The following is a 22758-nucleotide window of genomic DNA, read 5'->3' as shown; positions in this document are numbered from 1 at the left end:
CCTAAGGCTTCTCCGGCTGAACGTCCTCGATGACGTAAAGGCCTTTTGCGTCGCGACTGATCGTGAATTTGATCTTCACGCCTTTGGTCAGGGTAGAGAGGTCGACGCTCGGCGCGACACGAAACGCCATTGTCATCGGCGACATTTCCAAGGCACCCGAGACGGGACCGTGCGTGATCATGATCCGTCGCTCGTCCGCGTCGATGGCCCTGACGACGCCGTCGCCGTGACCGGTCGTCTTGCCCGCCGTCTCCGCGGCCTGGGCGATGACGATGCGCGCCGCATCACGGACCGCCGCGTTGGCCGAGGCGCCGCCGATCCCAGCGGAAACGGCGACGCCGGCCGTGATGAGCCAAAATGTAATACGCGTGGTCTTCATCGCGGCTCTCAGTCTTGTCGCTTTGCGTCGGCTAGGCTTTGCGGCACTCGTCGGCGCACTTTTGGCACGCTTTGCCGCAGGCCACGCATTCGGCGATCTTCGGAAACTTGTCGCACTGTTTCTTGCAGTCCTCGCAAATCAAAGCGACCGTTTTCGCCAGCGCGACGGCGTGCGAAGAGTTGAGCGCCGCCAGCGATGCGAGCGCATTGCATGCAGCGACAAGCTGCAGCGAGGCGTCCGCACATTCGGCCATGCTCGTGTCTTTCATCGCAAACATGCCAATACAGTGCCGAAGGCAGTCATTTCCGGTGGAGACGCATTCGATGGTGGCCTTTTCCAGGTCTTTGTAGAGAGCCGGATGCATATCCTCCATTTTGGCGCCGCTGTTTGTCTCAGCGAACGCTTGGGTGGCGGTCGCAACAGCGGCGGCAGTCCCGACAGCAATAAATTCACGACGTTGCATGGTCTCTCTCCGAGTGGTTTGACTGGAATTCACTGACGCTGACGCGTAGCGCCGATGGAGCAGTTGGGCTCCATCGGGATGGTTGCGGTCACGCTACTTCCGAGCTGCGGGGAAGGATGACCGGCGTTTGCACGATCTAAGGGCCTTTCCAAATCCCTATCTTGTGCGGACGCGGACCCTTGCGGCCGCTTCCAGTTCCGCGCACGCCGCAGGCGGCGTTGAGAGCGCAAAGGCTCGCCTCGAACGCCGCATCGCCTCGGCGCGCTTTGCGCGCCGCCGCGCCAGTATGAACCGTATAAATAGAGCGGCGCACGTTCAGGCAAGGTCCGGCGAGCGCCCTCGAACAAGGCGTCCACAGCGCTCAACGGCGAAATGTGAATCACATCGATGCAGATCATCGCGTCAGTAGCGCCGATGGGCCGGGAAGTTTCTTCGACATCAAGCGCAAGCGGCGCACGCACATTGCGACTCCAGCGGCGGCGCACGCCGCGCTTCAGCGTGTGAGTCCGAAGGATCGGCGTGAAGATTCGCTTGTCATTCATTATCGCTCTTTGCTTGCGCGCGCAACGCCGGCCGCAGGAGTTCTAGCGGCGTTCGATCGCATGCTCATGACACGGGCCTGAGGCTGCGGAACTGCGCCGCGGGGCCGCGTCCCGCTCTGTGGGCGCGGCGTCAGGACAGGCTGGCGCTCGACCGCCGCGCCGACCGTGAGACGATATAGGTCCTGGAATTGCATGGGTGATGAGCGCCGGCGGGCGCCTCAGAGCGCATATTCATGAACGGCGCCTGACGCCATCGCCGCGTCGCTTGCTTGTTTGACCTGCGGCGGGTGCCAGGAAATGTCGCAAATGTTCGAGCTTTTGGCCGCCAGTCATCGGACGTTTGTCGCATTGGCGACGCTGAGCCTTCCCGGCCACCCCCCGCGCCGCTTTACGAGAGAAGAAGCGGGCATCCTTTCGCGGGCCCTCGACTCAGTCGCAAACGGCTATCGCCGCGACCAGCAGATCTATATGAGCCCGATCGGCAGCAATCACGATTTCGATGCAAGAGTCGAACAGATGGGCCTTGTCGTTTCCATCGAAGGTCATGAAGACGTCACGCTCGACTGGAGCGAAACGCGCGCCCTGGCCCAAGTGCTGAGATCGTTCGCGTCTGAATAATCACAGGGGCTTACTTGGAGGTAAGTTGAAACTCAGCGACTACCGGCGCGTGCAGCGACGTTTCAATGAACTGCTTCGCATAGACTTCGTCCTGAAGCCCTTCATTCAAAATCGTGGTTTTGCGCCAGGCGGCGGCGAGCGCAGGCGATGCGAGGAGGTGGTCGATCAGCGTCGGACGACCTGCATGGATGACGGTGAAGCGCCGCGCCGGCTCGACGCACTCTTCCAAAGGGACGAGAACGCGCGATCCTTCGGCGCCGTCATCTCCCCCGCCGCGAAGCAGTCGCGTCGGCGCGTCATGTTCGTCGGCATTGAAGTCGCCGGCGACCGCGATGAGCGCTTCCGGCTCCGCGTCGAACAGCAATTCGGTGAACAGCCGGGCTTCGAGCGCTTGGCCTTCGCGCTTGAGCGCCGCCACGAACTGCCCCTCGATCTGCGCACGGCTTGATCCCAGCCCGCGGGCGGTGGCCACGGGAAGGGCGCGCGGCGCGCGCAGATGCAGATTGACGATATGGAGCAAGGGGCCGTCGGGAAGCTCCACAGACGCGTAGAGCAGCGGCCTGTCCCAGACGATCGCCACCGGCTCGGATCGGGAGCCGTCCGCCTCGCGCGGCGGCGGCCAGTCCCACCGCGCGACGATGTCGTGATGGATCTGGCGGCGCGCGCGCATCGGCCATCGCGAAAGGATTGCAAGGTTATGGACGTCGGCGGGAGCGTCGGTGCCGGGCCTCACCGTCGTCGCCCGATGAAAAGCTTCGTATCTTGTGCTCGTGAGCAATCGTTCCAGCGCGATATATTGCCGCGCGCCGCGCTTATGAATGCGCTGCGCATGGATTTCCTGCAGACACAAGATATCGGCGTCGAGCGCCTCCAGCAGCGGGCGCAGCGCGGCGGTTCGGCGCGCGAAAGCATCCGCCTTGGTCGCGGACCAGTCGAGATTTTCCAGATTGAACGTCGCGAGTCGGAAGCTTTGCATCCGCCGATCATCGCCCGAAGAGTCTGCATCCGCCAGCAGATTGCGCCTCGACGACGTCGACGTTTCGCGGCAATATCGGCGCTATTTCTAATCCGGGAGCGCAATGTGTCCCTATTTGACGGGATTCCCTTTTTCGCCGGCCTCGACCCCGCGCGCAGCGAGCAGCTTGCGCGGCAATGCGTGCGCAGGCGTTACGCCGAGCAGGAATTGGTACTCGATTTCGATGATCCGTCGACCGATGTCTATTTCATCGTCAGCGGCGACGTTCGAGTGCTCATTCGTACCGCCGCCGGCAAGGAAATGATCTTTGGCGACTTCGGGCCGGGCAAATTCTTCGGCGAGATGGCGGCGATCGACGGGGCGAAGCGCTCCGCCAACGTAACAGCGCTCACCAACGCGGAACTTTTGCTGGCGCCGCCGGCGGTCTTCAAGGAAATTGTATTCACCGAGCCGGTAATATGCGAGCGGCTGTTGCGTCTGCTGACGTCGCGCGTACGGGAGCTGAATACGCGCCTCTTCGAGCGCTCGGTGCTAGACCTTAAGCATCGGCTCTATTCCGAATTGTTGCGCATGTCGGCGCCGCGCAAAGGCTCGCCGGAGCAGTCGATCGTCTCGCCGCCGCCGTTTCAGCACGATCTCGCCGCCCGCATCGGCTGCCGGAGAGAACAAGTCAGCCGCGAACTTTCGGCAATGATCGACGAAGGCCTTGCCGAAAAAATCCGCGGCGGGCTCGTGCTCTTGCGCCCGTCGGTTCTTGAAGCGCGCGTACAGGAGGCGCTCAACGAAGCGGAATGACCCGTGTGCGTTCTCGCACAAACAGATGATGAACGACGCGCTACCGTCGCTATGTTGCCGGTAAGAGGCGAAGGCCCCCGGCAGGCCAAGCGATTGGGAGAAGCCAAATGAATCCCGAATTGATGCCGATCGGGCGTTGCGCGGAGATGGCGGGGCTGCGCAGTCACGAACTTGTGTTGGGCGTGAGCCCGAGCGACAAGCACCATCAGATGCTGGCGCGATATCGCCGCGCCGTCTCGCTCGATACGGCACGAGGGCGAGTCGTCGCTGACATCCGCAGCGCCGTGAAGATCGGCGCGGCGCGACGCGCCGCCGACCTGCTGATCGTGCTGCGCTGGCTGCTTGCCCCGGAAGCGTCTGTCGACGAGTCGCGCCCGACCGCACGCCCCCGCCGTCGAATCCTCTCGGCCCGCCGGCGCCGAACGATTGATCCGTCGGCCCTCGCGCACGAGTCGTTGAAGAGAGTCGGCGAAATTGTCCGTCTCTCCGATCGCGGGCGCCGCCGCCGCTAGCCGCGCCGTCGCCTGTGGTTTTCGCGCCACACTAGTGAATTTGTCTCATCCGCTGCTTGGAGGCGGATGAGGATGCACAATGGCGATAAGTCATTGCTGCATAGAGTAATCCGCAGCAAAAGCATCGAGCCGTCCCGGTTTTGGAGCGGAGGCGCGCGCCGCGCGCCAGCTTGCCGCGTCAGGCGACATGAGTCAGCTTCCCCTTGAGCTGACGGTCAGCGCGCGGGGAGCCGTTTTTCCAGACTTTTAGGAAGGTTGCCTTTGATGTTTTCATATAGAGCGGCGACGAGGCTTGTTGGCGCAGTGTTCGCCGCGTTCGCGCTTTTCAGTGCGGCGGCGAGCGCGCAGGAAGACCCGCGGGCCGAACAGGCACGCCTCGCAGCCTATATTCAGCACAATCCGACGGACTATGAGGCGACCTATCGCTACGTCCTGCTGTCGACCGAGCTGCGTGACTACGAGGCGGGAATCGGCGCCCTCGAACGCATCCTGATGTTCAATCCGAATCTGACCCGCGCCCGAAAGGAGCTTGGCTTTCTCTATGCGAGGCTCGGGTCGTATGAGCTTTCGGCCCAGCATTTGCGCAAGGCGCTCGCCGAAGGCGGTCTCGATTCGATCCAAGTTGCGCAGATCGAGGCGCAGCTCCCAGATATCGAAAAACGCACCCAGGCCAACCGCCTCTATTTGCGGATTCACACTGGTCTGCGGGCGCAATCGAACGCCAATTTCTTTCCGACGAACAATCTGTTCCAGGTTGGCGGCGTCGGCGTTGCGTCGGCGGCGTCGCGAAAGTCAGACATCAACGCCTTCCAGATGGTGCAGGCGGCGCATGATCTCGATTTTCAGAATGCGCGCGGCGATCAACTCGAGACGCGAGTCACGGGCTACGCCACCGAGCAGTTTCGCCTGCCGCAATATAGCGTCGCCCTGTTCGCGGGGTCGATCGGGCCGCGCATCCACATCGCGCCTGTTCTCTATCCGGGCCTGTCGATCAAGCCATACCTGACCGGCGCCGTGGCCATGCTCGGCGGAACGAACTATCTGAACGCCGGCGGCGCCGGCATGAGTTTTGGGGCCGAACTCAACCCCGACTTCTGGTTGGAGCCAGGCGCTGAATGGCGGTCGATCTGGGTCAATCCCGCGCCGGGCTACCTCAGCTATTTGGGCGCGTCGCCATACCAGACTGTGTCGACGCTGGCGACGGGCGACGTCGTCACCGGCTATGTGAGCGGGACATACAGACTGACCAATGACCTGCGGTTCGAGGGTCGCGTCGCCTATACCCGCGCCTTTGCGGGCAATCCGCAACAGTCTTCAGATCAGGTCGACGTTCAGGCGATGCTGCGACTCGAGCTTGATCCGCCATTTCAGATCATCCCTCGCAGATGGACAATCGCGCCTTACGGCCGCTTCACGAATCTTGCCTTCGACGCTGCCAATCCGGTGATCAATCCGTTCGTCGCGCGTCGCGACAATGTTTGGATCGGCGGGCTGATGGTCGACTTGCCGGTCTCGCCAACGTTCGGTTTCGCCGGAAACGTCGAATTCGCGCGCAATGATTCCAATTTGCAGAATTTCAAAACCGAGAACGTGTCCGTCAGCTTTGGTCCGACGGCGAAGTTCTGACGGAGACGATCATGAAAAAGCTCTCCGCAGCCGCCACAACCGTTCTGACGCTCGTCGCCGGCCAGGCGCTCGCAGATAATGTCGGAAATGTTGGCGCAGTGAATCAGACCGCGCATGGCACGCCGCCGGGCGCGGCGAAGCGCTCGCTTTCGGTCGGCCTTGGCGTGCAGCGGCGCGAACGCATCGAGACCAGTCCCCAAGGCAGCGCCCAGATTGTCTTCAACGATACGTCGACGATGACCGTCGGCCGAAACAGCGCGATCACCATCGATGACTTCGTCTATTCCGGCGGCGGGCGCGGCCAGCAGGGCGTGTCGATGGCGAAGGGCGTGATGCGCTTCGTCGGCGGCGGCGTCAGTCACGAGGGCGGGGCGAAGCTGCGAACCCCGACAGCATCGATCGGCGTGCGTGGCGGGACGGCGCTGATTCAAATTGGCGGCTCGTGCGGCACGCTCGTCGTGCATCAATATGGCTTTATCGACGTAGGCGGGCAGACGCTCACGCGCTCCGGTTACGGCGTTTGCGCGCCGCGCGGCGGCCCGGTGTCGGAGCCTTTCCTTGTGCCGCCGGAAAAGATCGCCGAAATCATTGCGGCGTTGGAGAGCGGCAAAAGGCAGCGCGGCGGCGCAAAACGCGAGCCGACGAGCGAGGAGGCGCATCTTGCGCTCGGCAACGATCGTCCGCCGGACGTCGTGACTCCGCCGGGGCTGGACGCGCTTGGCCCTGTATGGTTCGGCAATGCGCTGGTCCAGAGCCGCGCCAATGTCGACAATCAGCCTGCGCCGCTGCCGACGCCGGCGCGCCAAGGCGGACATGACGACCATCACGGCGGCGGCGACCACGGGGGTCACGGCGAGGGCGGCCACGGCGAGGGCGGCCACGGTCACGGCGGTCACGGCGGTCATGGCGAGGGCGGCCACGGTCACGGCGGTCACGGCGGTCATGGCGAGGGTGGCCACGGTGGCGGATCCGAGGGTGGTGAAGGCGGGCAAGGCGGCAATTATGGCGGCGGCCAGGGCGAAGGAAGTCATGGCGGCGGCGAAGGCCAAAAAGGTGGCGGCCTGTACGGCGGCGGCCAGGGCGGAGGCGGCCAGGGCGGCGGATCCACAGGCGGTGAAAGCGGGCGAGGCGGCGATTCCGATGGCGGGCAAGGCGGCAATTATGGCGGCGGCCAGGGCGAAGGAAGTCATGGCGGCGGCGAAGGTCAGAAAGGCGGCGGCCAATACGGCGGCGGCAGCGGCTACCACGGAGGCAGCGGACAATATGGCGGCGGCTACGGAGGCTACGATCAAGGAGACGGACCTGTTGCGCTCGATGGGCCTGGCGACTAGTTCTGCGGCTTGGCCAGCCTTGCCGAGCGCTGCGACGACGGCGTAACCGTGATGCGAGGTGGATGTGCTAAACCGGCGTCGCGCTTATCTTCTCGCGCTTATCGCCGCTGCGGTGCTCATTTTCCCTTGGGGCGTCATTCAGCCGCGGGCGCTCGACGATCTGCGTAACTTCGTCTTCGACACGTTCCAGCGTCTGGCTCCCCGCGCGTATGATCCGGAGGCGCCCACGCGGGTCGTCGGCGTCGACGAGAAAAGTCTCAGCGCATATGGGCAATGGCCTTGGCCGCGGGCGCGGCTGGCGGAACTCGTCGACCGGCTGCGCGAATTGGGCGCGGCGTCCATCGCCTTCGACTTCATCTTCGCGGAGCCGGATCGCGCGGGAGCGTCCCAACTCCTCGACGCAATCTCCGACGCCCGCGCCCGCGCCGAGGTGGCGAAGCTCGTCGCCAAGGCGCCGGGCGGCGACCAGCTTTTCGCCGAAGCGCTGTCGCGGGCGCCGGCGACGCTCGGAGTCACTCTTACGGACGCTGTCGTTGCGCCGCTGCCGACGAAATCGGGGTTGGCGATCGCCGGCGACGATCCTGCGCCATTCCTCGCCTCCTTTGCCGGCGCGGTTGGGCCGGAGCGGCGGCTTGCCGATGCGGCGCAGGGGCTTGGCGCGACAAACTGGCTGCCGGATCACGACCAGATCGTTCGCCGGGTGCCGCTCGTCACGCGCGCCGGCGACGTCCTGATGCCTTCGCTGGCGCTCGAAGCCCTGCGCATCGCGCAGGGCGAGTCGGCGATCGTGATCCGCTCTTCAAACGCCAGCGGGCAGACGGCTTTCGGCAAGCAGACCGGCGTGAACGCGATCAAGGTCGGCGCCTTCGAAATCGACACTGGGCCCAATGCAGAGGTTCGGCCGCGCTATTCGCACGGCGCCGCCGCGCGTGACATTTCCGCCAAGGACGTACTCGAACGTCGCGTCGGACGTGATCAAATCGAGGGACGCATCATCTTCATTGGCGCGCTGGCGACGGGGCTCGGCGACGTCCGCGCGACTCCATTGGAGCCGGTGGCGCCCGGCGTGGACGTGCACGCGCAGATCGTCGAGTCAATCGCCGCTGGCGCGCTGCTGGCGCGACCGGACTGGGCGCCGGGACTGGAGTTCGTCGTCGCCGCGCTTGCGTTCGTGTTGATTATGGGTCTGCTCTATGTCGCGCCGCCGCTCGTCTCGGCGGCGGCCGCGCCGCTCATCGTCGTCGGGCTTTTCGCCGGCGCGTTTTATCTGTTCGATCGTCACGGCCTGCTGCTCGATCCAGCCTATCCGAGTCTCGCGATGGTCGGGGGCTATCTCTTCGGCGCCGTCACGCTCTGGCGCGCCGAAACGTCGGCGCGCCGCCACGTGCGTCAGGCCTTCGGCAAATTCGTCGCCCCTGCTGTCGTTGACCGTCTTGCGGAACATCCGGATCGTTTGGTGCTTGGAGGCGAGACGCGTGAACTGACCGTGCTGTTTTCGGACCTGCGCAATTTTTCTCGCATTTCGGAAGGCATGAGCGCACGCGAACTCACACAGTTCATGAACGATTATCTGACGCCGATGACCGACGCCATCCTCGAACAGGAAGGGACGGTCGACAAATACATGGGCGACGCTGTGCTCGCCTTCTGGAACGCGCCGCTCGACATCGACGATCATCCGCGCAAAGCAGTGCGGGCCGCGCTGATGATGCGAGATGCTCTCATTGGTCTCAACAAGCGGCGCGCCGCCGCCGCAGCAACCTCAGGCCATGACGCTCAGCCCGCCGCGATGGGGCTCGGCCTCCATCTCGGGCCGTGCAGCGTCGGCAATATGGGGTCGATCCGCCGCTTCGACTATTCGATCCTCGGCGACACTGTGAACCTTGCGTCAAGGCTCGAAGGCGCCAGCAAGGCGTTTCAGACGGACATTGTCGCGTCAGGCGCAGTGCGCGACGCGGCGCCCGACTTCGCCTGGATCGATCTTGGACGAGTCCAAGTGGTTGGAAAAAGCGAGGCCACTCACGTTTTTGCGATCGCCGGCGATAGCGGCGTGGCCGGTTCCGACTCGTATGTGCGCTGGCACAATGCGCACGATCTCATGCGCCAAGATTATGAGTCGGGCCGATTCGAGGTCGCCGCCGAGCGCGCTTCGGCGTTGGCGAAATCGGTTCCCGAGCCTTGGCTGGCTCTCTATGTCGCTTTGGAGGAGCGATATCTAATGCTGGCGCGGGAGGGGTTGCAGGTTAACTGGTCTTCGGTATGGAAGCTTTCGAGCAAGTGAGGGCTTCGTCCGATCGCGTTTTTTCTCGTCCACCGTGTAGTCGCAAGCGTTACGTTTTCTCTCAGGATCTCTACTCGCGCATGATCTCAAATCTGGTAAAGACTTATTGGGACCTGATCGCATCGAATCACGACCCGAACGCCTTCGCGGCGCTGGACGCCGCCTATCGCGAACCGCAACGCGGATATCACGATTGGGGCCATATCGGCGATCTGCTGGCGAAGCTCGACCACCTTAAGTCGCTGGCCCTGCGGCCCGACCTGATCGCCGCCGCGATCTTCTGGCACGACGCAGTTTATGTCACGCGCGACAGCGACGGTCTGCTCCGTCCTGATGCAGAAAACGTTCGCGCCAGCGCGGAGGCGTTCGAGCGCCACTCCAAATTCGATCGTATGGAATCCGAGGCGATTCATGATCTGATCATGGCGACGGCCAACCACCTCGATGCGGGCCCAACGACCGAGCATTATCCCGGCTTCGCCCGCGACCTCGATCTGTTTCTTGATCTCGATCTCTCCTCGCTCGGCGCGCCATGGCCCACATTCGCGCGAAATCTCGAACAGCTTCGCTTCGAATACAACTGGGTGCCTGAGCCGCTGTTTTGCCTCGGACGACTGCAGATGATCGACACGTTCGCTGCGCGCGGAGATGAGCTTTTTCGGCGCGACGAGACACGAAAGTTGTGGAGCGCGCAAGCGCATGAAAATCTCGTGCGCGCGCAGGACGAATTGCGGCGCCAGGTGGCGCGGCTCGCTTCGACAGCGTAGCTACAGAGCAAGCGCCTCGCGCACCTTTGCCGAATAGCCGTACAGATCGTCGTAAAGCTTCAGCGCGCCATCGTCGTCAACCACGGCGGTGAAATACTGGATGTGAACCGGTATCGGCTTGGCAAGATTGATGCGATGCTCCTTCTTGCCGATCAGGGCGCGCAACCGCTTTTCGTCGTAGTCTGGACTTCCGACCACTTCTTCGGCGAGCTTGAACGGGTCTTGCACGCGTACGCACCCGTGGCTGAACGCGCGCTTCGCTTGTGCGAAGAGTTTTTTCTGCGGCGTGTCGTGCATGTAGACCAGAAGGTCGTTGGGAAATACGAATTTCACCCGGCCGAGCGCGTTCTTCTCGCCCGGCGGCTGCTGAACGATGGCGCGGCCGTTGCGGTAGGTCACCTTGTATCCGCGCGCGCGAAGCTTGGAGAGCTTTCCGCCGGTTTTGGGCTCCAGCTCGTTCTCGACGATCGACTCGGGAACGTTCCAGGTCGGATTGATGACGATGTATCGCATCTCGTCCGAGAAAACCGGGGTCGGCGTTTTGGGCTTCCCAACGATCACGCGCGCGCTGCACGAGGCGATCGTCGCGCGTGAATTTGGTTTCGAACTGCGGAATGTTGACTTCAAGTCGCGTCCCGGCCATTTCGCGCGGCGCCCAGCGCCACCGCTCCATATTGGCGATGATCTCCGCCTCGACGCGCTTCGCCTTGGCTTCCGGAAGCGACGCGAAATTCGTGATCGATCCCGTGTCCGAAGCGCGGGCCGTGCTCGCCTCGCGCTTCGGATGCGCACGCGCGGCGCGCAATTCGGCGAGCTTCACGCGCAAAGCGGCGTAGGCTGGATGGTGCGGATTGAAGGCGGCGAGACGCGCGCCGGCATCGCGCCCAGCGCCGGCGACGGCGTCTAGCGCTTGCGCTGGCTTCGCGACCTTAGGGCGATTTCTGATTTCGTCGGAAATCTTTTCGGGATCGACTCTGGCGCCGCTCGCCTGCGCCGCATAATCGGCGACAGACTCGGACAGGGCGAGTTCGGCGGCGGCGCTCCAGCGAGACGTCTCCTCCGGAGCCTCAACGCGCAAGCCGTCACGATCAGCTTCGCGCAGGGCGCCCATCGCGCTCTTCGCGGACTCCGTGAAGCCGTCCTCGGCCCGCCAGAGCGGCGCGGAATGGCGCTTCTTGTAAAAGGCGGCGATCTCCGACCGCTTGGCCTCTCGGTCGACGCGCGGCTCTTCATTCGTCCAGCTTTGCAGCGCGTCGGTGATCGCTTGACGCGCGTCGGTAGCCTGCTGCTCATCGAGCCGCCGCCGTTCCTCGACCCGCTGGCGCTCATCGATCCGCTGCTGCTCATCAACTTCTCGCTGCGCGTCGGCCGAAGACTGGTCTGACGGCTCGCGTTCCATCGCTGGCGGCGCCTTGCGCTCCATTTCTCTTGAGGCGGGCGCATCGCTCGAGGCGCTCGACATTTGCGCCATCCCGGGGCCGGCGAGCAGGGCGGCTAGAACGGCGAATGGGGCGACCCGGCTGCGGAGCGATACGCGAAACCTGACTCGAAACTCCTGCGACCGTCACAGCGCCTTTCGGCAGACGAAGCGGATGGCCCGTCCGCGCACGCCATAGCCTTCGTCAGTCTCGACGAAGACGCCATGGCAATTCTGCGCGGGATCGGACTGCGCGACCGTCGTCGGCTCCTGCCAGTCGACGGGAAGGATGAACGGCTGCACCGGCGAGGCGGCCGCGGCGACGCGAGCAGGCTGCGATTCCGGCGACTTGACGAGGAAGGCCTTGGCGGCGGCGAAGCTGACGTTGGCGGCGAGGATCGCGAAGGCGATCTTCATTGCGAGCGCGACGCGCACCGGCCGCGAGGCGAAGCTGGTCCTTGTCTTGCGTTGCGTGCCGTTCATTGAGCGGATCATGGCGAGTTCCCCGTTGGCGCTGGGCCTGTACATCCGCCAGATCAGCGGATGGTCGGACCCTATAGCGCCGCTCGAGGAGTCGCGGTGCGCTGGCGCACAGGGCGCCAAATGCAAGAACTCCTCCCGGCCCTTGGGGCCGGGAGGTTGTCTTGTTAGACGTCGAAGCCGCCGTCGCCGCCGCTGTCGAAGCCGCCGCCGTCGTCGTAGCCGGGGTCGTAGTCGGCGTCCTGCGTCCCTCCGGCGTCGTCATAGCCGGCGTCAGTCGCGCCGGACTGGTCGCCGTAGTAGTTGTTGATGACCGTGTCGCCGCCGGCCGGCGCAAAGCCGGAGCCGATGCCAAGGTTGCCCATCCCGCCATAGCCGGCGCCATGGGTGAAAAGGCTGCGGATGCCGTCGGCAAGCAGGACGCCGCCCGCCACGCCTGCGGCGGTGCCGAGCGCGCCCCTCAGGAAGCCGCCGCTTTCAGCCGGAGGCTGCTGCTGACCCCAGCCCTGCGGCGCGTAGCCGCCCGCCACGGGGTTCATGCCGCCCTGCTGGGCGCCTTGAGCGCCCCAAGGTCCGCTCGGACGCGCCGGCTGGGAGGGGTTTTGCGGTCCCGGACGGGACCCGCCCCCGAACAGGTCGCCGAGGAAGCCGCCGGCAGGCTTCGACTCAAGCTCCTGCACGTGCGCTTCGAGCTCTTCGATGCGCGCGTTGGCGCCTTGCAACGCCTGGTCCTGCACGATCACGGTCTGCGCCAGGAGATAGGGCGCGGCAGGCTGGGCCTTGATCTGTTCGTTGATGAAAGCTTCCGCCTCCCGGTCGCGCGGCGTCGAGGCGGCGCCCTTCGTGCGCTCGAACAGACCCGCGATAAGTTGGCGTTCTTCCGGTGACATAGGGGTTCTCCATTGTCGCCGCCCTCAAAGGCGCGGCGCAGATCATATGGCCCCGCAACAAAACGCCGCCAAGGCCCAGGCGCAAGCGCGGCCGATTAAACTTTCGACATCTCCCGTCCGCATCGCATCGGGGATGAAGCGGAAGCCGCTAAGGGCTTCCGTTTCGACCCGCGCTACGACGCAAGCCGTGCGGCGCTTTCGGGGCTCGGGATTTGGGCGGAAATTGTCCAGAAGCGCGCGCCTGCGCTGAACATCTGCTGCGCGTCGGAGAACAGGCGTCGAGTATCCTCTGTCGTCAGTTCGACGTGCTTGCTCGTCCAATCCTGGAGAGCGGCCGCGGTGTCGGAGAGCGAACGCGACGCCGCAAGCTTTGAGGCAAGCTCCGCCGTCAGAGCCGCTTCCTGCTGCATATGCGCCGCCCAGACGCGATTGGCGTCCTGCACACAATCCCAAATCTCGTCGCGCGTCTCGGTGAAATCGTCCAGCCGCCGCCGGCCTTCCGCAGCTTCTTGCGATGCGCGGGCCGGTGCGCTGTCATTGCGCCGCTCTTCGTGCTGGGTCATTTCGCGTCTCTCCGTCTTCGTTTGAAACGCCAGCGCCCCCGAGGGGACTATATAACACCGTCATCAGGAATATCTGTGACGATCGCTGATTTCCGCGCGCTGGCGACGAGCATCTATCGGCGGCTGCTGGCTCGACAAGCGGCGGCCTTTCGGCTATGGACCGGGCCTCAACTAGAACAGCGTCCCGAAACGCTCGTCGGCCAAGCGGCCAAGACGAAACGGCAGGAGTTTACGTGATGAACATTATCGAGCTGCTCGAGGCGGAACACGCCGCCAAGCTCATCGAGGGCAAGAAGATCCCGGAGTTTCGTCCGGGCGATACGGTCATCGTCAATGTCAAGGTGAAGGAAGGCGAGCGCTCGCGCGTGCAAGCCTATGAGGGCGTCGTCATCTCCCGCCAGGGCGGCGGGCTGAACGAGAGCTTCACCGTCCGCAAGATTTCCTATGGCGAGGGCGTCGAGCGCGTGTTCCCGCTTCATGGGCCGCTGATCGACTCGATCAAGCTCGTGCGCCGCGGCAAGGTGCGCCGCGCCAAGCTCTATTATCTGCGCGACCGCCGGGGCAAGTCCGCTCGCATCGCCGAGCGCGTCGAAACCAAGAAAGCCTAGAAAGCGCTTAAGCCTGACCGGAACGAGGAGCGGGGCCGCTGACGGAGTGTCAGCGGCCCTTTTGCGTGAGTCCAGGTTTGCTCGCAGCGCGCTTGCGGGCAAGGCTAATTGCGGTATTTTGACGTTACAGAAGCGCCGGTTTTGGCGCCTGACGCGCGGTTTTGCGTGGGATCGAATGATTATTTTTACGGAGACATTGCTATGGCGTCATTGGCCGCGAAGAGAATCGTTCTCTGCTCGGACGGCACGGGCAACAGTTCCGCCAAATCCCAAAAGACCAATGTGTGGCGTCTTTATCAGGCCCTTGATCTTTCCGGTCCGGATCAAGTTGGCGCCTATGACGATGGCGTCGGGACGTCCCGATTCAAATACTGGGCGATCATAGAAGGAGCGTTCGGCATCGGGCTGAAGCGCAACGTGCTCGACCTCTATAAGTTCGCCTGTCGAAATTATCCCAATCCTAATGGCGTCGCGCCGAAATCCGACGTTCCTCCGCCAGATATATACGGGTTCGGCTTCAGCCGCGGCGCTTTTACGATCCGGCTTTTGGTCGACTTCATGATCCATGAAGGGCTGGTCTGTTATCGCTCCGAGGAAGAGCTGGAGCACAACGCCCGCGCGGCATATCGGAATTACCGCCGGAAGGCGTTTCCGGCCAAGTTGCATCTGCTCACATGGGTCGGACGCCCTATTCGCGATTTGCTTTTCTGCATCAAGGACTCGGCGCTTGGTTTCCAGCCGTATTCGGTGGTTCAGGAGCAAACCAAAACCGCAGGGCGCGCAGACATTCGCATCAAGTTCCTCGGACTATGGGACACGGTCGAGGCCTATGGTCTACCTGTGGCGGAACTCAAGGATGGCGTAAACAAATTCCTTTGGCCGCTTGTCTTCGGCAACCTGCAGCTCTCCCCAAATGTGGATCGGGCGTGCCACGCTCTGGCGCTCGACGACGAAAGACAGACCTTTCACCCGCTGCTTTGGGAAGAAGCATCTGAGAATCCCCAAAAAGCCGGACGCGTTACGCAGGTCTGGTTCTCTGGCGTCCATTCCAATGTCGGCGGGGGTTACCCCGAGGATCAACTCTCCTATGTGCCGCTCGAGTGGATTTTGAGCGAAGCGAAGGCGCATGGCCTCGCTCTCGATATGGGCGTCTTTCGTCAGTATGCGGACGCCAAATCGCCCTTTGCGCGACTCTATGATTCCCGGCAGGGGCTTGGCGCATATTACCGCTATGGTCCACGCCAGATTGCTTTGCAAAAAGACCATCAGGGCAATGATATCCTGCCGATTATCCATGGAAGCGTAATTACGAGGATGGTGCGGGGAACTGACGATTACACCTCGGTTCCCCTGCCTGGAAAGTTCTGGGTTCTCGCGCCCGATGGCGAACTCCTGCCGGGAGAATATGACGGGAATATTCCGGCCCTCGACGCCACAAAACGCTCGCCCGCCAGCATTCCCAGTCCGTTGGCCGATCCGAAAAAGATCGCCGCGGAAAAGGCGACGCTGATCGAAACGATCAAGCAATTGCCGCGAAGCGCGGACAGACAAAAATCAGTTGAACTCGTCCTCGACACGATCTTCTGGCGGCATGTCCTTTATGTGTTGACGCTTGCGCTCACATTGTATCTTGCGGCCTTTCGGTGGATTGGTGGAACCTTTACGACAGTGGCGGGCCACGTGTTGAAAAGAATTCCATACGTCAACGAAGTTTGGGAAAATTTAAGTCGCGCTGGCAACGCCACAACCGGCGGGGTCATAAGGCAAGGAGCCGATGTCGCTGGCGGGCCGATTCCCTGGTTCAATCCCTGGATTGAACAGTTTCAGAAGCATCCTGTTGAAGCGTTCCTTGTGGCAGCGTCGATCGTCGTCTGCCTTCGGGTGAGTTCTGCGTTGCAATTACGTATCCACGACCTTGCTCGCGCAGGGTGGAACGAAGAATTTCGAAAGGCATATGCTAGTTCGAGAAAAGATGCGAAGCACGCCGTCATTGCACGTGCGGCGATTTGGATTTTCGTGCCATTTATTGGCGGCTTCCTGGCCGCTTGGAGGGCCGCGCCGCCCTGGATCGTGAGCGCTCTGTTTGGCGCAAGTGGCATAGCCGCGGTCTTTGCGCTGTTCTTCCTGCCGCGTATATTGGAAGACGCTGAAAAGAAGGTCATGGCTTTCGAAGCAACGCGGGCTCAGCTTGTTGCGCGCTTTTTGAGGACATTCCCGCCATTTCGGTACGGCTATCCTGCAATCACCAAAGGCGTTGTTCCTGCTCTTTTTGCTATTACGGTCGTTGCGGTCAGCGCGCTGCTAATCAACCGCGTCGCCTATGTCGGAGTGAGCAGCACCAATCATTTTTGCAAGTCTTCGGGGAGCAACGCGAAGGTCGTTGAAGGGTCGGCGGAGGCGGCCGATTTCAGCGCCAATCAAATATGCTGGCCCACGAAATTGAAACTCGAGCAGGGCAAGACTTATCGAATTACGCTTACTTCAAATGGAGACTGGTTCGATCGAAGTTTCCGAACGGACGTGATCGGCTTTCACAATTCACGTAGTCTGATCCATGAATTGTATGCACCATTTAAGCGGTGGCCCGACTTGAACTGGTTCACACCGATCATCCGTGTGGGCGAATGGGGCGGACAAGAATATCCGCTCGTGGCGGGTCAGCAAGAGCCCAACAGCTATAATCAATGCGTCGCGGAAATCGAATATGAAAAGACCGCGTTCTATTTTGACGCTCCACTCACCGATGAATCAGCGAAGCGCCTGCAGGCCTGTCCGCCGACGGCTTCGACAGGACTTTTCGTTTCTCGGGACATTACGCCTGAACAAACCGGCGAACTTTTCGTTTATGTGAATGACGCCGCGCTGATGCTGCCGTTTCTCGCGGATTTTTTTACAGCGAACAACCGCGGGACCGCGACAATCAAGGTGGAGCGATTGGATCAGAACGTCGCGAGTTCGAGTTCGCCCGCTAGCTCTCCAGCGGGGCGTTGAGGATCCAGCGGTGGCCGAAGGGGTCGCGCAGAGACGCGTAGCGCGTCCCCCAGAAGGAATTGGTCGGGGCGGTTTCGATCTTGCCGCCGAGCTTGGTCACGCGGGAACAGATGTCGTCGACTTCCTGGGCCTTGTCATATTCGAGGCTGATGGAGATCGTCGAGTGCTCGCCGGGCATCGGCACCCGGGTCTGGCCGAATTCCGGAAAGACGTCGGCGAGCATGACCGAGCCGCCGTTGATCAAGAGTTCGCAATGGGCGATGCGCAGCCCGTCGACCGACGGCATGAGGGCGCGCTGCTGGGCGTCGAAGGCGCCGGTATAGAAAGCGATCGCTGCCGCGGCGGGGCTGACGGTCAAATAGGGCGCGACCCTCGGACGTGGTTGTTTCATCAAATTTCCTCCGCCGGGGCGCGCAGCGGATCGCCCCAGTCCTTTCTTCGAATCTTTTCGTAGCGCGCCTTGTCGCGCTTGGGAATGAATGTCTCGCGGAATGCTTTATCGGCGCAGAGTTTTAGGGAAACGCCTGCCTTGCCGGCGCGCGGCGGGCCGATGATTCGCGCCGAAGGCGGAGAAAGCCCGCCGAGCCGTCCGACGGCGAGATAGGCGAACTTTTCGTCCTCGAACGGGACCTCCGCGTCTTTCAGCCGTTTGTGCGCGCGCCGCCGCGGCAGCCGCACCGAGAAATGGCACCAGTCGGGCGTGGCCAGCGGACAGGGCGCGGCATGGGGGCAGGGCGCGAGAATATTCGCGCCCTGCGCGACGAGGCGGCGCCGCACTTCCATGAGCCTGGCGTGGTCGCGCGGCGTCCCCGGCTCGACGATGACGAGTGCGCCGCTCGTTTGCGCCCAAAGCCGATCGACGGCGGCCGGCAGCTCGGATTCGGCGATTTCGGTCAACGCATAGCCGGCGACCACGAGGTCGATCTGGGCGGCTGCAAGCGCGTTTGGCTCGGCAAAATCGGCCTGGATGGCCTCTATCACGGCAGGCGCGCCGCACTCCTTCATCAGTTCGGTCGCGAGGCATAAGAACAGCGCGCTGCGGTCGAGGAGAGCGATCTGAGCGACGCTCGGCCATACGGTCGCGGCGGCAAAGGCGGCCGCGCCAAGACCGCAGCCCGCGTCGAGCATGAGCTTGGGCGCAAAATCGGGACTTTCCTCCTTCAGCCGTCCGAGCGCCGTTACAATGGCGGCGAAAGTCGCCGGCATGCGCGTCGCCGCATAGGCCAGAGCGTCGGTCTCGTCGCGGATCGTCTCGAACGTCGGCCGGCGCGCCCGATAGCTCTCCGACAGCAGGCGCGCCCTTTCGCGCAGCACGACGTGCGCGCGGCCCGCGAGCCGCGTCTCGATCGCCGCCGCAAGCGGCACAGGAAGCTCCGGAGAGGGCAGGCTCATCGGGGCCTCGGAGAAGGGCGCTCTTCCATGGCGCTTGCGTAACGGGTAGAAGACCCTCAATTCAAGGGGACGACGAGACGCGGCGCATTCACTCGTCCTCATGCTGAGGAGGCTGCTCGCAAGTCGGGCTACCCGACTTGCGCATCGAGCGTCGATCTCGGGCAAGCCCGAGATCCGAGAGGGCCGTCTCGAAGTACGAGGGCGCCGCGCGTGATTTCCTCGTCCTTTGAGACGCGGCCTGCGGCCGCTCCTCAGGATCAGGAAACCAAGTAAGCGCGCCGGATCGTGACAAGCCGGCAAAAGGAAGAGTTAGACAAATGTCCGCCAACGCCGCGCCCCGCACGCTCTACGACAAGATCTGGGACGACCATGTCGTCGACCGCCAGGACGATGGCGCTTGCCTGCTCTATATCGACCGCCATCTCGTCCATGAGGTGACGAGCCCACAGGCGTTCGAGGGCTTGCGTATGGCGGGCCGCACGGTGCGCGCGCCCCAAAAGACGCTCGCCGTCGTCGATCACAATGTGCCGACCACCGACCGTTCGCTGCCGATTGAAGACCTGGAGAGCAAGGCGCAGGTGGAGCAGCTGGCGATCAACGCCAAGGAATTCGGCGTCGAATATTTCAACGAGCACGACAAGCGTCAGGGCGTGGTGCATATTATCGGGCCGGAGCAAGGCTTCACCCTGCCAGGCATGACGATCGTTTGCGGCGACAGCCATACCTCGACTCACGGCGCCTTTGGCGCGCTCGCGCATGGCATCGGCACGTCGGAAGTCGAGCATGTGCTCGCTACTCAGACGCTGATCCAGAAGAAGGCCGCCAATATGCTCGTGCAGGTCGACGGCAAGCTCGCCGACGGCGCCACGGCCAAGGACATCATTCTCGCGATCATCGGCGAGATCGGCACGGCAGGCGGCACCGGACATGTCATCGAATATGCCGGCGAGGCGATCCGCGACCTCTCCATGGAAGGGCGCATGACCGTCTGCAACATGTCGATCGAAGGCGGCGCCCGCGCCGGCCTTGTCGCGCCGGACGAGAAGACTTTCGCCTATCTCAAGGATCGCCCCAAGGGTCCACAAGGCGAGGCCTTCGACGAGGCGTTGCGCTATTGGCGGACGCTGTTCTCGGACGAGGGCGCGAACTTCGACAAGGTGATCCGGCTCGACGCGAGCAAGCTCCCGCCGCTCGTCACCTGGGGCACTTCACCGGAGGATGTCGCGCGCATCGACGGTCTTGTGCCGACGCCCGATTCCGCCAAGTCGCCGCAAAAGCGCGCGGCGATCGAACGTGCGCTGGAATATATGGGTCTCAAGGGCGGCGAGCGGATGACCGACATCGAAATCGACCGCGTCTTCATCGGCTCCTGCACCAACGGCCGCATCGAAGATCTGCGCGCGGCGGCGAAGGTGGTGGATGGCAAGAATGTCGCCGAGCGGGTCAACGCGATGGTCGTGCCGGGCTCGGGTCTGGTGAAGGCGCAGGCCGAAGCCGAAGGCCTCGACAGAATTTTCACCGCCGCCGGCTTCGAATGGCGAGAGCCCGGCTGCTCGATGTGTCTGGCGATGAATCCCGATCGTTTGGCGCCTGGCGAGCGCTGCGCCTCGACCTCCAATCGCAATTTCGAAGGTCGCCAGGGTTTCAAGGGCCGCACGCATCTCGTCTCGCCGGCGATGGCGGCGGCGGCGGCCATCGCCGGCCGTTTCGTCGACGTGCGCAACTGGCGGTAGACTGGCGGCGCTGACGCAAACGGAATCAGTCCCCGTCGGGACCGGAACCCTCTTCGTCCCAATCGGGATTGCGGCGCCACTCGTCGTCGCTCCACGGACGAGGATCGCGCCAAGAGGGACCGCCGCGACCCCACCAATCGCCTTGGCGCTGCTGATCAGCGCGTTCGTCTGTCAGGTCCTGCTGGCGATCGTCCGCCTTACGCGCGACGCCTCCGGACTCCGGCGCGAGACGGCCCAGGGCTAGAGCTGAAGTTGCGGAGGTCACGAAGACAAAGCCGATCGCGCTGAGCGCGAGCGCTGCGACCAATAGCTTGTTCATGTGGATCTCCTTTAATAATGATCCCTTGCCTGAACATTGCATCCCGCCGAATGTTCCGGCGCAGCCGCGCGGTTTCGCGCGCAATGTGATGTGACTATGACGGAACAGGAATGGAGCCGGTTGAGACCGCCGACGCTTGCCGATATCGAAACGCTCGCCGACGCGGCCTATGCCGCTTTGCCAAGACGCTTCACGCGGCTCTGCGAAGGGCTTGTCATTCGCGTCGAGGATTTTCCAGACGAGGAAACGCTCGACGACATGCAATGCGAGAGCGAGTTCGATCTCTTGGGTCTTTTTCGCGGGCGCGGCCTGACGCAGGGCGCGCATCTTTCCGAGACAGGTGAGCAGCCGAATATGATCTGGCTCTATCGGCGGCCGATCCTCGACTATTGGGCCGATAGCGAAGACACGCTCGAAACGATCGTCACGCATGTGCTCGTGCATGAGATCGGCCATCATTTCGGATTGACCGACGACGATATGGAGGAGATCGAACGGCGCGCCGAATAGCGATCAGGACGTGGGTTCGGCGAGCAGCGCGCCGATGATCGCGCCGAGCGCCATGTCGTCTTCCTGCCCGAAGCCGTGATGGCGAATGCCGCCGTCGCGGCCGATGAGGATTACTGTCGGCGTCCCGCGCATTTCATAGCGCGCCATGGTGACGGGAATCGGCCCGTCCTCTCCCGCTTGATCGACGCCGATCGGGAAGCTCAGCCGATATTCATGGATGAAGGCTGCAAGCGATACGGGCGTCATCGCCGCGTGATGTTCGAACACCGTATGCAGGCCGATGACCGCAAGATCGGAACTGCGGAACAGCGTATGGGCGCGCTGCGCCTGCGGCGTCCCATGGGCGACGCAGCCGGGACACAGCATCTGAAAGGCGTGAAGTAAAACGACGCGGCCGCGCAGGTCCGCAAGCGCGATCTGCGCCGGCGTATTGAACCATTGCGACACGGCGAGTTCCGGCGCTTGCAACGATGACTCCCTGGCGCGCCCATGTCTCCCCTGCGCGCCCGCTTTTCAGTTAGCGCGCCTCTCGCGTAATGACATGAGGATCACGCCTGTCGATCGTCATTCAAGCCTATCGTCATATACCCTTCGCGCTCGAAGGCTTCCCTTTCGAACGGAATATTGCGGTAGGCGGCGTCGTGATTGCGCAGGCGCCAGAGGTTTGAAAGATAGTCGCGCAGATAGATGAGATAGAAGCGCGCGATCCCGTGCCGGTCGATCTGCTCCTGATGAATGAGCTCATGCCGAAAGAGCGTCGGCGGGACCTCCGACTCATCGCCCTTGAAGAGAATCGTGCGTCCCACCACCATGCCGCGGTAATTCCGCGCGAGCGGCAGTTTGAAAATCCAGTGGCGATAGCGCACCCGGGGCGCTTGGCGGGGGCGGGGTTGGTTCGATTGCATGTGAGGCAGCCGAATTTCAGGCGGAGGCGCGAACAGGCGCAGCAGCGCGCATCCTAATCGCCTTGTCCAGAACCATAACCGCCGTTCCAGCCGCCATAGACGCCGCTCCAGCCGCCGCGGCTCCCGGAGTCGCCGCTATTGCCTCTCTCTCCGTGACCGCTCCTTCCGCTGTCGGCGCTCCAGCTTTCGTGACCGCCCGAGCCGCCGCCGCGGCAGCGCCGCTGCGGACCCTGCGGGGTCTGCGCCATCCAGCAGCGCTGTAATCCGCCGCCGGCAAGCTCGGTCTGCGCGTCGGACAGGGGCGATTGCGCAACCGACTCGGCGAAGGTCGGAGCAGTCGTCGCGACGCAGCCGGCGAGGGCGAAAGATATGAAGATGGGTCTGGTAGTAAGGCGCATGTCAGATGGCTCCGAAATCAGCGCATCGCGCGACGATGGGACATGGGCCCTGAAATGGGCAGGAATGAGAAGCCGAGCTTGGGCGTCACTGGGCGAGGAAATGCGCGGGGCGGCGACCACGTCTCGCGGGCGTGCTGACGTAGCCCCTTAATTGCCCGGACACGGCCCACCCTTAAGATAAGGGTTAGGAGTAATGCCGTGTCTATGACTGGTTCTTTTCCGAAAGCCGAAATCCTGACCGACCCGCAGCGCCGGCGGCGGT

At 63.1% G+C, this 22758-nt stretch carries 28 protein-coding genes and 2 pseudogenes; 15 read left to right on the top strand and 15 right to left on the bottom strand.

The window, feature by feature from the left end; genetic code table 11:
- Window position 1 precedes the first annotated feature (1 nt).
- The 3 genes from QZ964_RS15640 to QZ964_RS21575 are packed head-to-tail and all read right to left on the bottom strand — an operon-like array spanning window position 2 to window position 1384.
- On the bottom strand, window positions 2-379 hold the full coding sequence (locus QZ964_RS15640) for a copper-binding protein (RefSeq protein WP_292532583.1): 378 nt from the start codon (window positions 377-379) through the stop codon (window positions 2-4).
- A gap of 31 nt (window positions 380-410) precedes the next feature.
- Window positions 411-842: a four-helix bundle copper-binding protein gene (locus tag QZ964_RS15635; RefSeq protein WP_292532581.1), complete on the bottom strand. Its 432-nt coding sequence runs from the start codon at window positions 840-842 to the stop codon at window positions 411-413.
- Between the two features lie 29 nt (window positions 843-871).
- On the bottom strand, window positions 872-1384 hold the full coding sequence (locus QZ964_RS21575; protein ID WP_367119282.1) for a DUF938 domain-containing protein: 513 nt from the start codon (window positions 1382-1384) through the stop codon (window positions 872-874).
- A 306-nt stretch (window positions 1385-1690) separates the two neighbouring features.
- Here QZ964_RS21575 and QZ964_RS15630 point away from each other — a divergent pair, with 306 nt between their 5' ends.
- Window positions 1691-2002 (top strand): hypothetical protein, encoded by a 312-nt coding sequence (locus QZ964_RS15630; RefSeq protein WP_292532579.1) that lies wholly within the window; start codon window positions 1691-1693, stop codon window positions 2000-2002.
- A gap of 10 nt (window positions 2003-2012) precedes the next feature.
- Here QZ964_RS15630 and QZ964_RS15625 read toward each other — a convergent pair whose 3' ends face one another.
- Window positions 2013-2978 (bottom strand): endonuclease/exonuclease/phosphatase family protein, encoded by a 966-nt coding sequence (locus QZ964_RS15625; RefSeq protein WP_292532578.1) that lies wholly within the window; start codon window positions 2976-2978, stop codon window positions 2013-2015.
- A 105-nt stretch (window positions 2979-3083) separates the two neighbouring features.
- Here QZ964_RS15625 and QZ964_RS15620 point away from each other — a divergent pair, with 105 nt between their 5' ends.
- The 6 genes from QZ964_RS15620 (at window position 3084) to QZ964_RS15595 (ending at window position 10290) form a co-directional block, all read left to right on the top strand.
- Window positions 3084-3773 (top strand): Crp/Fnr family transcriptional regulator, encoded by a 690-nt coding sequence (locus QZ964_RS15620; protein ID WP_292532576.1) that lies wholly within the window; start codon window positions 3084-3086, stop codon window positions 3771-3773.
- A 107-nt stretch (window positions 3774-3880) separates the two neighbouring features.
- Window positions 3881-4285 (top strand): polysaccharide deacetylase, encoded by a 405-nt coding sequence (locus QZ964_RS15615; protein WP_292532574.1) that lies wholly within the window; start codon window positions 3881-3883, stop codon window positions 4283-4285.
- A 264-nt stretch (window positions 4286-4549) separates the two neighbouring features.
- Window positions 4550-5911: a lipopolysaccharide assembly protein LapB gene (locus QZ964_RS15610; protein WP_292532572.1), complete on the top strand. Its 1362-nt coding sequence runs from the start codon at window positions 4550-4552 to the stop codon at window positions 5909-5911.
- An 11-nt stretch (window positions 5912-5922) separates the two neighbouring features.
- Window positions 5923-7242 (top strand): FecR family protein, encoded by a 1320-nt coding sequence (locus tag QZ964_RS15605; RefSeq protein ID WP_292532571.1) that lies wholly within the window; start codon window positions 5923-5925, stop codon window positions 7240-7242.
- Between the two features lie 64 nt (window positions 7243-7306).
- A complete protein-coding gene (locus QZ964_RS15600) occupies window positions 7307-9523 on the top strand; it encodes a CHASE2 domain-containing protein (protein ID WP_292532570.1) in 2217 nt (738 codons plus the stop codon).
- 80 nt (window positions 9524-9603) lie between these two features.
- Complete coding sequence (locus QZ964_RS15595) at window positions 9604-10290, top strand: hypothetical protein (protein WP_292532568.1); 687 nt, start codon at window positions 9604-9606, stop codon at window positions 10288-10290.
- Here the strand turns inward: QZ964_RS15595 and QZ964_RS15590 are convergent, their stop codons facing one another.
- Complete coding sequence (locus QZ964_RS15590; protein ID WP_292532566.1) at window positions 10291-10851, bottom strand: L,D-transpeptidase family protein; 561 nt, start codon at window positions 10849-10851, stop codon at window positions 10291-10293.
- Between the two features lie 223 nt (window positions 10852-11074).
- On the opposite strand from QZ964_RS15590, the gene QZ964_RS15585 reads away from it, so the two are divergent.
- Entirely contained in the window at window positions 11075-11197 is a 123-nt protein-coding gene (locus tag QZ964_RS15585; protein ID WP_292532565.1) for a hypothetical protein, read from the top strand.
- On the opposite strand, the pseudogene QZ964_RS15580 reads toward QZ964_RS15585, so the two are convergent.
- Window positions 11162-11482: pseudogene (locus tag QZ964_RS15580) on the bottom strand (L,D-transpeptidase); the annotation flags it as partial. The gene QZ964_RS15585 and the pseudogene QZ964_RS15580 sit on opposite strands and share 36 nt — an antisense overlap.
- Between QZ964_RS15580 and QZ964_RS15575 the strand changes: the two are divergent.
- Window positions 11456-11674, top strand: a complete 219-nt coding sequence (locus QZ964_RS15575) for a hypothetical protein (RefSeq protein ID WP_292532564.1) — start codon at window positions 11456-11458, stop codon at window positions 11672-11674. The pseudogene QZ964_RS15580 and the gene QZ964_RS15575 sit on opposite strands and share 27 nt — an antisense overlap.
- 180 nt (window positions 11675-11854) lie before the next feature.
- Here QZ964_RS15575 and QZ964_RS15570 read toward each other — a convergent pair whose 3' ends face one another.
- The 3 genes from QZ964_RS15570 to QZ964_RS15560 all read right to left on the bottom strand — a co-directional run bounded on the left by QZ964_RS15570 (window position 11855) and on the right by QZ964_RS15560 (window position 13640).
- Window positions 11855-12202, bottom strand: coding sequence for a hypothetical protein (locus tag QZ964_RS15570; RefSeq protein WP_292532563.1), 348 nt, complete (start codon window positions 12200-12202; stop codon window positions 11855-11857).
- Window positions 12203-12354: 152 nt separating this feature from the next.
- A complete protein-coding gene (locus QZ964_RS15565; protein WP_292532562.1) occupies window positions 12355-13077 on the bottom strand; it encodes a DUF2076 domain-containing protein in 723 nt (240 codons plus the stop codon).
- A 173-nt stretch (window positions 13078-13250) separates the two neighbouring features.
- Window positions 13251-13640: a hypothetical protein gene (locus QZ964_RS15560; RefSeq protein WP_292532561.1), complete on the bottom strand. Its 390-nt coding sequence runs from the start codon at window positions 13638-13640 to the stop codon at window positions 13251-13253.
- Between the two features lie 75 nt (window positions 13641-13715).
- Between QZ964_RS15560 and QZ964_RS15555 the strand changes: the two genes are divergently transcribed.
- The 4 genes and pseudogenes from QZ964_RS15555 (at window position 13716) to QZ964_RS15535 (ending at window position 17239) form a co-directional block, all read left to right on the top strand.
- Complete coding sequence (locus QZ964_RS15555) at window positions 13716-13877, top strand: hypothetical protein (RefSeq protein WP_292532559.1); 162 nt, start codon at window positions 13716-13718, stop codon at window positions 13875-13877.
- A complete protein-coding gene (gene rplS, locus QZ964_RS15550) occupies window positions 13877-14248 on the top strand; it encodes a 50S ribosomal protein L19 (protein ID WP_292532557.1) in 372 nt (123 codons plus the stop codon). Before QZ964_RS15555 ends, rplS begins: the two co-directional genes overlap by 1 nt.
- Window positions 14249-14449: 201 nt before the next feature.
- Window positions 14450-15304: pseudogene (locus tag QZ964_RS21570) on the top strand (DUF2235 domain-containing protein); the annotation flags it as partial.
- Window positions 15305-15355: 51 nt separating this feature from the next.
- The gene (locus QZ964_RS15535) at window positions 15356-17239 is read left to right on the top strand and encodes a hypothetical protein (protein ID WP_292532552.1); all 1884 of its coding nucleotides are present in this window, start codon (window positions 15356-15358) and stop codon (window positions 17237-17239) included.
- Here QZ964_RS15535 and QZ964_RS15530 read toward each other — a convergent pair.
- Complete coding sequence (locus QZ964_RS15530; RefSeq protein ID WP_292532550.1) at window positions 17217-17630, bottom strand: glyoxalase/bleomycin resistance/extradiol dioxygenase family protein; 414 nt, start codon at window positions 17628-17630, stop codon at window positions 17217-17219. The two genes, QZ964_RS15535 and QZ964_RS15530, sit on opposite strands and share 23 nt — an antisense overlap.
- Entirely contained in the window at window positions 17630-18631 is a 1002-nt protein-coding gene (locus tag QZ964_RS15525) for a small ribosomal subunit Rsm22 family protein (RefSeq protein WP_292532549.1), read from the bottom strand. The genes QZ964_RS15530 and QZ964_RS15525 overlap by 1 nt, the downstream gene beginning before the upstream one ends.
- Window positions 18632-18948: 317 nt before the next feature.
- On the opposite strand from QZ964_RS15525, the gene leuC reads away from it, so the two are divergent.
- Window positions 18949-20364: a 3-isopropylmalate dehydratase large subunit gene (gene leuC, locus QZ964_RS15520; protein ID WP_292532548.1), complete on the top strand. Its 1416-nt coding sequence runs from the start codon at window positions 18949-18951 to the stop codon at window positions 20362-20364.
- Window positions 20365-20389: 25 nt separating this feature from the next.
- On the opposite strand, the gene QZ964_RS15515 is transcribed toward leuC, so the two are convergent.
- Window positions 20390-20683 (bottom strand): hypothetical protein, encoded by a 294-nt coding sequence (locus QZ964_RS15515; protein WP_292532547.1) that lies wholly within the window; start codon window positions 20681-20683, stop codon window positions 20390-20392.
- 96 nt (window positions 20684-20779) lie between these two features.
- Between QZ964_RS15515 and QZ964_RS15510 the strand changes: the two genes are divergently transcribed.
- Window positions 20780-21193, top strand: a complete 414-nt coding sequence (locus tag QZ964_RS15510; RefSeq protein WP_292532545.1) for a metallopeptidase family protein — start codon at window positions 20780-20782, stop codon at window positions 21191-21193.
- A gap of 3 nt (window positions 21194-21196) precedes the next feature.
- Here the strand turns inward: QZ964_RS15510 and QZ964_RS15505 are convergent, their stop codons facing one another.
- The 3 genes from QZ964_RS15505 to QZ964_RS15495 all read right to left on the bottom strand — a co-directional run bounded on the left by QZ964_RS15505 (window position 21197) and on the right by QZ964_RS15495 (window position 22496).
- The gene (locus QZ964_RS15505) at window positions 21197-21661 is read right to left on the bottom strand and encodes a peroxiredoxin (RefSeq protein ID WP_292532544.1); all 465 of its coding nucleotides are present in this window, start codon (window positions 21659-21661) and stop codon (window positions 21197-21199) included.
- An 80-nt stretch (window positions 21662-21741) separates the two neighbouring features.
- Window positions 21742-22059 (bottom strand): hypothetical protein, encoded by a 318-nt coding sequence (locus tag QZ964_RS15500; RefSeq protein ID WP_292532543.1) that lies wholly within the window; start codon window positions 22057-22059, stop codon window positions 21742-21744.
- A gap of 92 nt (window positions 22060-22151) precedes the next feature.
- Window positions 22152-22496, bottom strand: a complete 345-nt coding sequence (locus QZ964_RS15495; RefSeq protein ID WP_292532542.1) for a hypothetical protein — start codon at window positions 22494-22496, stop codon at window positions 22152-22154.
- Window positions 22497-22758 lie beyond the last annotated feature (262 nt).

The sequence above is a fragment of the Methylocystis sp. genome (assembly GCF_021731785.1).
Classification (GTDB): Bacteria; Pseudomonadota; Alphaproteobacteria; order Rhizobiales; family Beijerinckiaceae; genus Methylocystis.
Note: the sequence above shows the minus strand (reverse complement) of the source record. Positions and strands in the feature narration are given on the sequence as shown.